This window comes from Rhodococcus sp. NPDC058505 (assembly GCF_042720095.1).
Lineage (GTDB): Bacteria > Actinomycetota > Actinomycetes > Mycobacteriales > Mycobacteriaceae > Rhodococcus_G.
Genome location: NZ_JBHXNB010000043.1, coordinates 1 through 11,060 on the forward strand (window position 1 = coordinate 1; position 11,060 = coordinate 11,060).

Here is an 11,060-nt window from a genome sequence, read left to right on the forward strand (position 1 = left end):
TGACCGAATGTGGGATTCGGTCACATGAAGTGACCGAATCCCACATTCGGTCAGGCGGGTGGGCGGTCTGGCGGGCCGGGTGGGTGGTCAGATGCGGTAGAAGGCGCGGGCGTTGCCGCCGAGCACGGCGTCGAGGTCGGCACCGACCGCGTCCGCGACGGTCTCGAGGTCGCGCTGCTGGTAGGCGCGGCGCGCGCGGGTGCCGGGCAGGTCGGTGCCGAACATCAGCGCGGTGGGGTTGACGGTGTGGATGCGGCGCAGGGCGTCGCCGACGTTGTCCATCGTGGCCCGCCCGAAACCGGTCGCCTTGACCTTCGCGCCGCGGTCGACGAGGTCGAGCAGGTAGGGCAGGCCGCGGGTGGACATCCCGAGGTGGTCGATGCTGACGGCGGGCAGCTTCTTGAACACCGGCTCGAGCGAGAGCAGCAGCGTCGCGTCCACATAGAACTCGGCGTGCCAGCCGGCCAGGTCCCAGGCGCGCAGCGCCTGCGTGGTCAGCAGTTTCAGGTCGGTGGCGCTGCGCCTGAGGTTGAAGCGGACGGCGCGGACCCCCGCACCGTCGAGGGCGAGAATGTCCTCGTCGGTGGCGTCCGGGTCGAGCTGGGCGACCCCCACCCAGCCCGGCCCGAGCTCGGCGAGCGCCGCGACCAGATAGTCCTGGTCGGTGCCCTGGTACGACGCGGTCACGACGGCGCCGCCGTCGACGCTCACCCCGAGGTCGGCCGCCCGGGCCCGGTAGTCGGCGATGGTGAACGGCTCCGGCAGGTAGCCGTGATTCTCGACCAGCGGAAATCGCGGATCGATGATGTGAACGTGCGCGTCAAACACAGATGAAGCATGCCCTGTCGATGACGCGAGCGTGGCCTCCGGGAGGCCACGCTCGCGCATGGTTGTTTACTGCTGCGACGCGCGCAGCATGTCCTCGCGTTCGACGACCTTGATGCGTTCGCGGCCGTGCGGCTCGCCGAGGCTGCGCTCGTGGGCGTCGAGCCGGTACCAACCGTCCCAGGTGGTGTACGGCAGGTTCTTCGCCTCCAGGAATTCGATGATCGCGTTCTCGTCGGGGGAGGCGGCGCCCGCGAAGGTCGGCGCGTCGGCGAGCAGGTTCGCGACGGTCTCGTTGGCGTCGCCCTTGGTGTGGCCGATCAGGCCGACGGGGCCGCGCTTGATCCAGCCGGTGACGTAGGTGCCGGCGATGTGCGTGCCGTCCTCGCCGATGACGCGGCCCGCCTCGTTGGGGACGGTCCCCGCCTGGTCGTCGAACGGCAGCTTCGCGATGTTCTGCGACAGGTAGCCGACGGCGCGGTACACGGCCGTCACGTCCCAGTCGTTGAACCTGCCGGTGCCGCGGACGTTGCCGGTGCCGTCGAGTTCGGTGCGCTCGGTGCGCAGGCCGACGACCTTGCCGTCCTCGCCGAGCACCTCGGTGGGCGACTCGAAGAAGTGCAGGAACAGCTTGTGCGGGCGGTCGCCCGCGTCGCGGATCGCCCAGTCCTGCAGGGTGTTGGCGACCATGTCGACCTGCTTCGAGTTGCGGCGCGCCTGCTCGGAGCCCTCGTCGTAGTCGATGTCCTCGGGGTCGACGATCACTTCGATGGTCGGGGAGTGGTCGAGTTCGCGCAGCTCGAGCGGCGTGAACTTGGCCTGGGCCGGCCCGCGACGGCCGAAGACGTGCACCTCGACGGCCTTGTTGCCCTTGAGTCCCTCGTAGACGTTCGCGGGGATCTCGGTGGGCAGCAGTTCGTCGCCGGTCTTGGCGAGCACCCGGGCGATGTCGAGGGCGACGTTGCCGACACCGAGGACGGCGACCTTCTCGGCCTCGAGCGGCCACTCGCGCGGCACGTCGGGGTGGCCGTCGTACCAGGACACGAAGTCGGCGGCGCCGTAGCTGCCGTCGAGGTCGATGCCGGGGATGTTCAGGGCGCGGTCCGCGTTGGCGCCGGTGGAGAAGATCACCGCGTCGTAGAAGGTGCGCAGGTCGTCGAGGGTGATGTCGGTGCCGTAGTCGAGGTTGCCGAGCAGGCGGACCTGCGGCTTGTCGAGCACCTTGTGCAGGGCGGTGATGATGCCCTTGATGCGGGGGTGGTCGGGGGCGACGCCGTAGCGGATCAGGCCGAAGGGGGCGGGCATGCGTTCGAAGAGGTCGATGCTGATGCCGCGGTCGGCGGCGGTGTCGGACTTCATGAGGGCGTCGGCGGCGTAGATGCCTGCGGGGCCGGCGCCGACGATGGCCACTCGGAGCGGACGATTCTGGTCAGTCATCTCGAACGAACTACCTTTGCGACTAGCGGACGGACGGTTCGGTGTGCGGACCGGATCGCAGGGGCCGTGCCTCGGGCGTACCGCCGCGATCCCCAGCTTACTGAGCCGTACCTAACTTGTGTGGGCGGCCTGGGTCGACCCCTCAACTGTCGATACTCCGCCGCCGCGGCCCCCTTCGCTAGGGCAGCCCGTCTTGAGGGGCCACAACCCGGGTTTGTGGCGGGTCCGGTCCCCGCAGATTCCGCGGTCCCGACCGCCGCGGGGGTCGTGGCGTGAACCGGTTTCCGGGGCTGTGAAAAACTGAGGCCATGAGCTATGCAGGCGACCTGACTCCGCAGCAGGCATGGGACCTGCTGCGCGAGCATCCCAAGGCGGTCCTGGTCGACGTCCGCACCGATGCGGAATGGCGGTTCGTCGGTCTTCCCGACACCGCCGAACTCGGCCGCCCGCCGATCCTGATCGAGTGGGTGTCGGTCGCCGGAGCGCGCAACGACGACTTCGTCGGCCAGCTCAGGGGCGCCGGAATCGCCGGCGGCGAGGACGCCGAGGTGATCTTCCTGTGCCGGTCGGGGCAGCGGTCCATCGGAGCCGCGGAGGCCGCGACCGCCGCCGGGATCGGCCCGTCCTACAACGTGCTCGACGGGTTCGAAGGCGGTCTCGACGAGCACGGTCATCGTGGCGGTGCCGGGTGGCGTGCCGTCGGACTCTCGTGGAGGCAGTCGTGAGTGGAATCCCCCGTGGTGGCGCGTTTTCGCGGGCGTTGCCGGACACCGTCCGTCCGGCGACGCTCGGCGTCCGCGCCGGTGTGCTCCGCTCCGGCTTCGAGGAGACCTCCGAGGCCATCTACCTGAATTCCGGGTTCGTGTACGAGTCGGCGGAGGCCGCCGAGCAGGCCTTCACCGGGGAGGTCGATCACTTCGTCTACTCCCGGTACGGCAACCCGACCGTCACCATGTTCGAGGAGCGGCTGCGCCTGCTCGACGGGGCCGAGGGCGCCTTCGCGACCGCGTCCGGCATGTCCGCGGTGTTCACCGCGCTGGCGGCGCTGCTCGGCAAGGGGGACCGCCTCGTCGCGGCCCGCAGCCTGTTCGGGTCGTGCTTCGTGGTCTGCAACGAGATCCTGCCCCGGTGGGGGGTCGAGACGGTGTTCGTCGACGGCGAGGACCTCGACCAGTGGGAACAGGCGCTGTCGGTGCCGACCACCGCGGTCTTCTTCGAGACGCCGTCGAACCCGATGCAGACCCTCGTCGACGTCCGCCGGGTGTCGGAGATGGCGCACGCCGCTGGCGCGACCGTCGTCCTCGACAACGTGTTCGCGACGCCGCTGCTGCAGCGCAGCCTCGACCTCGGCGCCGACGTCGTCGTGTACTCGGGCACCAAGCACATCGACGGTCAGGGCCGCGTCCTCGGCGGTGCGATCCTCGGCCCAACGGAGTACATCGACGGCCCGGTCAAGAACCTGATCCGGCACACCGGCCCGTCGCTGAGCCCGTTCAACGCGCACACCCTGCTCAAGGGGCTCGAGACGATGCCGTTGCGGGTGCAGCACTCCACCGACACCGCGCTGCGGATCGCCCGGTTCCTCGAGGCGGACGACGCGATCAGCTGGGTGAAGTACCCGTACCTCGAGTCGCACCCCCAGTACGACCTTGCCCGATCGCAGATGAGCGGCGGCGGCACCGTCGTCACGTTCGAGCTGGCCGCGGGCGAGGGGGAGGGCAAGAAGAAGGCGTTCGAGCTGCTGAACAAGCTGCGCATCGTGGACATCTCGAACAATCTCGGCGACTCCAAGTCGCTGATCACCCACCCGGCGACGACGACGCACCGCGCGATGGGGCCGGAGGGCCGGGCCGCGATCGGCCTGTCCGACGGTGTCGTCCGGCTCTCGGTCGGCCTGGAGGACCCCGAGGACCTTCTTGAGGACCTCGCGCAGGCGTTGCGCTGACCGTGCGGACGTCGACGGTGGTGCAGCGGGTGTCGTGGCCCCGGCGGTCGGTGGTCGCGCTGGCCGCCGTCGTCGCGGTGGTGTCCGGCTGCGCCAGCACCGGTGACGGCGCAGGCGACCCGGCGCCGACCTCGGGCGGCGCGTTCCCGGTGACGGTGCCGTCGGGGGACGGCGAGGTGACTCTCGCCGAGCGGCCCGACGCGATCATCTCGCTCAGCCCGTCCGCGACCGAGACCCTGTGGGCGGTCGGGGCGGGGGAGCAGGTGGTGGCCGTCGACGACCGGTCCGACCACCCCGCCGGGGTTCCCACCACCGACCTGTCCGGGTTCTCGCCGAACGTGGAGGCCATCCTCGGCCGCAACCCGGACCTGGTGATCGCGTCGGATGACCTCGGCGGCCTGGTGTCCGGCCTTGCCGCGGCGGGGGTGCCGACCCTGCTGCTGCCCGCCGCGCAGACCCTCGACGACGCGTACGAGCAGGTGGAACGCGTCGGTGTCGCCACCGGCCATGCCGATGAGGGGCGGGACCTGGCCGCGTCGATGCGGGAGCAGATCGACGCGGTCGTCGCCGCGACCCCGCGGCGGGACGCGCCGCTGCGGTACTTCCATGAACTCGACGACACCCTCTACACCGTCACCGGCGACACGTTCCTCGGTCAGGTCTACGGCCGGTTCGGGCTCGAGTCCATCGCCGACGGCACGGCCGGCGACCAGTACCCGCAGCTATCTACCGAGTTCGTGGTCGCCGCGGACCCCGACCTGGTCTTCCTCGCCGACGGCCAGTGCTGCGGCGTCACCCCGACGACGGTCGCGGCGCGACCGGGCTGGGCGGGGATGCGGGCCGTCACCACCGGGCAGGTGCACGTCCTCGACGAGGACCTCGCCAGCCGATGGGGGCCCCGGGTGGTGGACCTGGTCCGCGAGATCGGCGCGGTGGTGTCCGCGCAACCGGTCGCGGCGCGGTGACCCCGCGGTGGCCCTCGTCGGAGTGACCAGGACCGGGCGGGGCCCGATCCTCGCCGTCGCGGTGGTGCTGCTGCTCGCCGCGCTGGCCGTCGGGGTCACGGTCGGTCCGGCCGGGTTGACCGTGCGCGCGGTGCTGCTCGGCCTGCTCGACGCGCTCCCCGGGGTGGACGTCGACTCCGGTCTCACCGCGCAGCAGCACGCGATCCTGTGGCAGATCCGGTTGCCGCGGGTGGTGTTGGGCGCGGTGGTCGGCGCGACCCTCGCGCTCGCGGGCGCCGCCTACCAGGGGGTGTTCCGCAATCCGCTCGCCGACCCGTTTCTGCTCGGCGTCTCCAGTGGCGCCGGGCTCGGTGCGACCGTGGCGATCGTGTCCGGAATCGCGATGGGCTCCTTCGGGATTCCGGCCGCCGCCTTTCTCGGTGGGGTCGTCGCGGTTGCCGCAACCTACCTGCTCGGCCGCGGGATGGGGGGAGCGCGCAGCGAGGTCGTCATCATCCTCGCCGGGGTCGCGGTCGCCGCGTTCGCCAATGCGGCGCAGACGTTCCTGCAGCAGCAGCACGACGACACCCTGCGTCAGGTGTACAACTGGCTGCTCGGCAGGCTGAGTACCGACGGGTGGACGCAGGTCGTGATGGTGCTGCCGTACGTTCTGGTCGCGGTGGTCGTGATCGGCCTGCACCGGCGCGTCCTGGATGTGATGGCGGTCGGGGACACCGAGGCCGCCTCGCTGGGGGTGCATCCGGCGCGGGTCCGGCTGACCCTGGTTGCCGCCGCGACCCTGGGCACCGCGGCGGTCGTGTCGGTGAGCGGCCTGATCGGTTTCGTGGGAATCGTGGTGCCGCACGCGATCCGGCTCGTCGTCGGGCCCGGTCACCGGCTGCTGCTGCCGCTGTCGCTGCTGCTCGGTGCCGCGTTCCTCGTCCTCGCGGACGTGCTGGCCCGGACGGTCATGTCGCCAGCGGAACTGCCGATCGGGGTGGTCACCGCCGCGATCGGGGCCCCGTTCTTCCTGCTGGTGCTGCGGCGGGGGCGGGCGACGTGATCGCCTGCCGCGGGCTGCGGGTCCGCCTCGGCAGGGCGACCGTGCTCGACGGGGTCGACCTGGCGGTGGACCAGGGCGAGTGGGTCGCCGTGGTCGGGCCGAACGGCGCGGGCAAGACCACCCTGCTGCACGCGTTGGCTGGGCTGGTCCCCGCGACGGGGGAGGTGCGCGTCGGCGGGCACGACCCGGCGGTGGCGCCGCGCCGCACCATGTCCCGGACCGTGGCGCTGATGCCGCAGCGGCCTGTCGTCCCGGACGGGGTGAGCGTGCGCGAGCTGATCCTGCTCGGCCGCACCCCGCACCTGTCCCGGTTCGGCACCGAGACCGCGGCCGACCACGCCGTCGTCGACGACCTCCTCGAACGGCTCGAATTGCATGCCCTCGCAGCGCGGTCCGCGACCGACCTGTCGGGCGGGGAGTTGCAGCGGGTGGTGCTGGCCCGCGCGCTCGCACAGCAGCCGCGGGTACTGCTCCTCGACGAACCGACCAGCGCCCTCGACATCGGACACCAGCAGCAGGTGCTCGACCTGGTGCACACGCTGCGGGCCGCGGACGGGCTGACCGTCGTCGCGGCCATGCACGACCTCACCCTCGCTGGCCAGTACGGGCGTCGGATCGTGATGCTCGCCGACGGCGGTGTCGTCGCGGACGGCACCCCCGCCGAGGTGCTGACCGCGGAGCGGATCCGGGCGGTGTACGACGCGCGGGTGGAGGTCCTGCACCGGCCGGACGGCCCCGTCGTGCTGCCGATCGGGCCGGGAACCTGATGGAGGTCGTGCTGCTCGGGACCGGTGCCGCCGACGGGTGGCCCAACCCGTTCTGTGGCTGCGCATCCTGCCTGACCCTGCTGCGGCGCGGCGAGATCCGCGCCCAGACCGCTGCCCTCGTCGACGACGTGCTGCTGCTCGACTGCGGACCGGAGGTTCCCCGGGCCGCCGCGCACGCGGGCCGCTCGCTGGCCCGGGTGCGGCACTTGCTGCTCACCCACGCCCACCCCGACCACACCGGGCCGTTGGCGCTGCTGATGCGGTCCTGGGTGAGCGCGGAACCGCTGGAGGTGATCGGACCGCCGGAGGCGCTGGACCTGTGCCGGGACTGGGTCGGCCCCGACGAGCCGGTGCGGTGGGTACCCGTCGCGCCGGGGGCGTCGCTGCGGGTCGGTGACCACCGGGTGCGGGTGCTGCCCGCCGCCCACCGGGTGATCCGGGACGGCGACGCGGTGCTGTTCGAGGTCGAGGCCGTCGACGGTCGGAAACTGTTGTGGGCCACCGACACCGGTCCGTTGCCCGAGGCGACACTCGATGCGGTGCGCGGCGCCCGGTACGACGCGGTGTTCCTCGAGGAGACCTTCGGGGACCTTGCCGAGCACGCGCCCGACCACCTCGACCTGCGGACGTTCCCGCGCGCGCTCGCCGCGCTTCGCGAGGCCGGAGCCGTCGTCGACGGCACCGAGGTCATTGCCGTGCACCTGAGCCACCACAATCCGGTCGACCTGCCGGACAGGTTGCGGCCGTGGGGGGCTCGCGTCGTCGACGACGGGACGGTGGTGACCGTGGGAGATCGGGTGCCGGACGGGGCGCCGGCGCGCCGGACCCTGGTCCTCGGCGGCGCCCGCGCGGGCAAGTCCACGCACGCCGAGCGGCTGCTCGTCGACCGCGACGACGTGCTGTTCGTGGCGACCGGCGGACCGGCGGGCGACGACGCCGAGTGGGCGTCCCGGATCGCCGCGCACCGGGCGTCGCGCCCGGCGCCGTGGCGGACCGTCGAGACCGACGACGTGGTCGGGGTGCTGCGGGCGGCGACCGGGCCGGTGCTCGTCGACTGCCTCGGCACCTGGCTGACCCGGCGCATCGACGCGGCCGGGGCATGGATGGACGAGACGGCCTGGGGCGCAGTGCACGCCGACGTGGACGCGTTGCTGAGCGCGTGGCGGGCGGTTCGGGTTCCGGTCGTCGCGGTGAGCAACGAGGTCGGCAGCGGCGTCGTCCCCGCCACCGCAGCAGGTCGCCGCTTCCGGGACGAGCTCGGCAGGCTCAACGCCGCGGTCGCCGCCGAGTCCGAGTCGGTGGTCCTGGTCGTCGCCGGCCGTTCGGTTCCCCTCCGCTGACCCCGGCCGCGGGTTCCGTAATGTCACATTGGGTAACGCTGAGTGAGCCAATGTGACATTACGGAACCTCAGGGGAACGGGTTGGCGGTGCGGCCGACGAGGTCGGCGACCGAGTCGAGCACCAGCGTCGGGCGGTAGGGAAACGCCTCGACCGTGCTCCTTCCGGAGATGCCGGTGAGCACCAGGATCGTCTGCAGGCCCGCCTCCAGTCCCGAAACGATGTCGGTGTCCATCCGGTCGCCGATCATCAGCGTGTGCTCGGAGTGCGCCCCGATCGCCCGCAGCGCCGACCGCATCATCAGCGGGTTCGGCTTGCCGACGTAGTACGGGTCGCGGCCGGTGGCCCGGGTGATCAGGGCGGCGACCGAACCGGTGGCGGGCAGGGACCCGTCGCGGGACGGGCCGGTGGCGTCCGGGTTGGTCGCGATGAACCGCGCCCCGCGCTCGACCAACCGGATCGCGGTCGTGATCGCCTCGAACGAGTAGGTGCGGGTCTCGCCGAGGACCACGTAGTCGGGGTCGTTGTCGGTGAGCACGTACCCGATGTCGTGCAGGGCGGTGGTCAGGCCGGACTCGCCGACGACGTAGGCGGTGCCGTTCGGGCGCTGATTGTGCAGGAAGGTCGCGGTCGCGAGCGCGGACGTCCAGAGCGACTTCTCCGGGATGTCGAGGCCGGACTGCAGCAGTCGGGCATGCAGGTCGCGGGGCGTGCGGATGGAGTTGTTGGTGAGCACGACGAACGGGGTTCCGGACTCCTGCAGTTCGGTCAGGAACGCGTCGGCGCCGGGAACCAGGTGCTCCTCGTGGACCAGGACCCCGTCCATGTCCATCAGATACGTCCAGCCGGGGGCCTGCACGTCGGTGGTCACCCGTCCAGTGTGCGCGCCAGCCCACCGCCGCGCGCGTGGGGACGTCGCCTATTCGCCGTCATACGCCCTCTGCAACGCGCCGATGTCGAGCTTGCGCATCTGCATCATCGCCGCGACGGCCCGCTGGGCGCCCGCGGCGTCGGGGCCGCCGAGGATGGCGGGCAACGCCGACGGCACGATCTGCCAGGACAACCCGAACCTGTCCTTGAGCCAGCCGCATTGCGACTCCTCGCCGCCGTCGGCGGTGAGCGCCTCCCAGTAGCGGTCGACCTCGGCCTGGTCGGCGCAGTCCACCTGGAACGAGATCGCCTCGGTGAACGAGAACTCCGGCCCGCCGTTGAGCGCGGTGAAGTCCTGACCGTTCAGGGTGAACGCGACGGTCATCGCGGTGCCCGCCGGTTTGGGCATGCCCTCCCCGTACCGGCTGATCTCGCCGATCGACGAGTTCGCGAAGATTCCGGTGTAGAAGGCCGCTGCCTCCTCGGCCTGCGAGTCGAACCACAAGCAGGGCGTGAACTTCTGCATGACGGTCGGTCCTCTCGGTGCGATGTCGCGTGGACGTCGGTGTCCTCACATGGACTGACCGGAACCGCGGCCCGAACTCATCGGGTCCGGTCAGAACCGGCGGATCTGGTTGATCGGCGGCATCTGCGACAGCGGCATCAACCCGACCGGCACCCCGGCGCCGTACGCGTTGAACACCTGACCGAACCCGGCGTAGATGCCGACGTGATCGTTCGCGGCCCGGAAGGTGATGATGTCGCCGGGTGCCAGCGCCGCGAACGGAATCGGGGTGCCCGCCCACGCCTGGTCCTGACTGACCCGGGGCAACTGCACGCCCGCCTGCCGGAACGCCCACTGGACCAGGCCGGAGCAGTCCCAGGCGTTCGGTCCGACGCCGCCCCACAGGTACGGCTTCCCGGTTTGGGTTGTCGCGGCGGCGAGGGCGGTCAATCCGGCTGGCGAGGAGATCGGCAGCGGAATCGCCGAGCTGCCCGCACTGACCGACCCCGAGGAACTGCCCGAACTGCCGGCGCTGCCGACGGCGAGGGCAGGCGCCGCGGGCAGGGTGACCGCGCAGAGCGTCAGGGCAGCCGCGGCCCCTGCACGCCTCAGGTGACTTGTTCGTCGATGCGATGAGTTCACGGGCACGTCCTCCTCGGTCGGACACGGACAGCGGTCACTAGGTGGATCACGATCGGGTGGCGGTGTGTTGCAGATCACGACCATTGTCGCCCGAATCGTCACCTCCGTCCTGCCGAGCGCCGCCCGCGCGTGGCCCGGCGCGTGACCTCCCGCCGTGACACGATGAGCCGGTGGCCGACGCCCCGAACCCACCGCCGAACCGCCCCGACGAGCGGTTCACCCTCGCCAGCGAGCGCACCTTCCTGGCCTGGATCCGCACCTCGCTCGGCCTGCTCGCCGGCGGCATCGCGATGGTGCACCTGGTCCCCGAGTTCGGCACCGGCTGGGTGCGCACCCTGCTCGGACTCGTGCTGATCCTCCTCGCGGTCGCGGCGCCGATCGCCGGGCTACACCGGTGGCTGCAGGTGCGGCGCGCGCTCGAGGCGGGGGCGCCGATGCCGGAGGAACGCGACCTGTGGGTGTTCGCCGTCGTGATCGCCGGGGTCGCGGCCTTCGCCGCCGTCGTCACCGTGCTGGGGTCCTGAGCGACCGGTCGGCCCCACTGCCGCATCGGTCCGGCGATTCGTTTAGCGTCGCGAGAGGCGCCGCGTCGGGCGGCAGCACCCCAGATCCCAGGAGGAACGGTGGCACTCAAGCTCGGGTACAAGGCGTCGGCGGAGCAGTTCGGGCCGCGGGAGTTGGTGGAGTTGGCGGTCCTCGCGGAGGAGCGGGGGATGGATTCGGC

Annotated in this window: 12 protein-coding genes and 1 pseudogene; 8 read left to right on the forward strand and 5 right to left on the reverse strand. The window is 71.6% G+C overall.

The annotated features are described in order from the left end of the window. Window positions 1–87: 87 nt before the first annotated feature. Window positions 88–828 (reverse strand): amidohydrolase family protein, encoded by a 741-nt coding sequence (locus ACFWPA_RS19145; RefSeq protein ID WP_378571523.1) that lies wholly within the window; start codon window positions 826–828, stop codon window positions 88–90. Between the two features lie 66 nt (window positions 829–894). Then, entirely contained in the window at window positions 895–2,262 is a 1,368-nt protein-coding gene (locus ACFWPA_RS19150; protein WP_378508873.1) for an FAD-dependent oxidoreductase, read from the reverse strand. Between the two features lie 308 nt (window positions 2,263–2,570). On the opposite strand from ACFWPA_RS19150, the gene ACFWPA_RS19155 reads away from it, so the two are divergent. Genes ACFWPA_RS19155 through ACFWPA_RS19180 form a run of 6 tightly spaced genes read left to right on the forward strand, consistent with a single transcriptional unit; the run spans window position 2,571 to window position 8,321 of the window. Beyond that, entirely contained in the window at window positions 2,571–2,987 is a 417-nt protein-coding gene (locus ACFWPA_RS19155; protein ID WP_378508872.1) for a rhodanese-like domain-containing protein, read from the forward strand. After that, the gene (locus tag ACFWPA_RS19160) at window positions 2,984–4,207 is read left to right on the forward strand and encodes an O-succinylhomoserine sulfhydrylase (RefSeq protein WP_378571526.1); all 1,224 of its coding nucleotides are present in this window, start codon (window positions 2,984–2,986) and stop codon (window positions 4,205–4,207) included. The genes ACFWPA_RS19155 and ACFWPA_RS19160 overlap by 4 nt, the downstream gene beginning before the upstream one ends. A 2-nt stretch (window positions 4,208–4,209) precedes the next feature. Continuing rightward, window positions 4,210–5,172: an ABC transporter substrate-binding protein gene (locus ACFWPA_RS19165; RefSeq protein WP_378571528.1), complete on the forward strand. Its 963-nt coding sequence runs from the start codon at window positions 4,210–4,212 to the stop codon at window positions 5,170–5,172. Between the two features lie 46 nt (window positions 5,173–5,218). Next, on the forward strand, window positions 5,219–6,214 hold the full coding sequence (locus ACFWPA_RS19170; RefSeq protein ID WP_378508982.1) for a FecCD family ABC transporter permease: 996 nt from the start codon (window positions 5,219–5,221) through the stop codon (window positions 6,212–6,214). After that, entirely contained in the window at window positions 6,211–6,981 is a 771-nt protein-coding gene (locus tag ACFWPA_RS19175; RefSeq protein ID WP_378571530.1) for an ABC transporter ATP-binding protein, read from the forward strand. The genes ACFWPA_RS19170 and ACFWPA_RS19175 overlap by 4 nt, the downstream gene beginning before the upstream one ends. After that, on the forward strand, window positions 6,981–8,321 hold the full coding sequence (locus tag ACFWPA_RS19180; protein ID WP_378571532.1) for a bifunctional adenosylcobinamide kinase/adenosylcobinamide-phosphate guanylyltransferase: 1,341 nt from the start codon (window positions 6,981–6,983) through the stop codon (window positions 8,319–8,321). The genes ACFWPA_RS19175 and ACFWPA_RS19180 overlap by 1 nt, the downstream gene beginning before the upstream one ends. Window positions 8,322–8,389: 68 nt before the next feature. On the opposite strand, the gene ACFWPA_RS19185 is transcribed toward ACFWPA_RS19180, so the two are convergent. From ACFWPA_RS19185 to ACFWPA_RS19195, 3 genes are all read right to left on the reverse strand, one after another. Then, window positions 8,390–9,151, reverse strand: coding sequence for an HAD-IIA family hydrolase (locus ACFWPA_RS19185; protein ID WP_378508981.1), 762 nt, complete (start codon window positions 9,149–9,151; stop codon window positions 8,390–8,392). 87 nt (window positions 9,152–9,238) lie between these two features. Then, window positions 9,239–9,715, reverse strand: a complete 477-nt coding sequence (locus ACFWPA_RS19190; protein ID WP_378508867.1) for a VOC family protein — start codon at window positions 9,713–9,715, stop codon at window positions 9,239–9,241. 90 nt (window positions 9,716–9,805) lie between these two features. Then, a complete protein-coding gene (locus ACFWPA_RS19195; protein WP_378508866.1) occupies window positions 9,806–10,336 on the reverse strand; it encodes a C40 family peptidase in 531 nt (176 codons plus the stop codon). 170 nt (window positions 10,337–10,506) lie between these two features. Between ACFWPA_RS19195 and ACFWPA_RS19200 the strand changes: the two genes are divergently transcribed. Together ACFWPA_RS19200 and ACFWPA_RS19205 are read left to right on the forward strand one after the other, a co-directional pair. After that, window positions 10,507–10,860, forward strand: coding sequence for a YidH family protein (locus ACFWPA_RS19200; RefSeq protein WP_378571534.1), 354 nt, complete (start codon window positions 10,507–10,509; stop codon window positions 10,858–10,860). 99 nt (window positions 10,861–10,959) lie between these two features. Then, window positions 10,960–11,060 (forward strand): annotated as a pseudogene (locus tag ACFWPA_RS19205) (glucose-6-phosphate dehydrogenase (coenzyme-F420)); the annotation flags it as partial.

Bases quoted from the DNA above. Each gene is read 5' to 3' on its own strand.
- ACFWPA_RS19190 (WP_378508867.1), bottom strand. From the start codon at position 9,715: ATGCAGAAGTTCACGCCCTGCTTGTGGTTCGACTCGCAGGCCGAGGAG.
- ACFWPA_RS19185 (WP_378508981.1), bottom strand. From the start codon at position 9,151: ATGGACATGGACGGGGTCCTGGTCCACGAGGAGCACCTGGTTCCCGGC.
- ACFWPA_RS19150 (WP_378508873.1), bottom strand. From the start codon at position 2,262: ATGACTGACCAGAATCGTCCGCTCCGAGTGGCCATCGTCGGCGCCGGC.
- ACFWPA_RS19155 (WP_378508872.1), top strand. From the start codon at position 2,571: ATGAGCTATGCAGGCGACCTGACTCCGCAGCAGGCATGGGACCTGCTG.
- ACFWPA_RS19180 (WP_378571532.1), top strand. From the start codon at position 6,981: ATGGAGGTCGTGCTGCTCGGGACCGGTGCCGCCGACGGGTGGCCCAAC.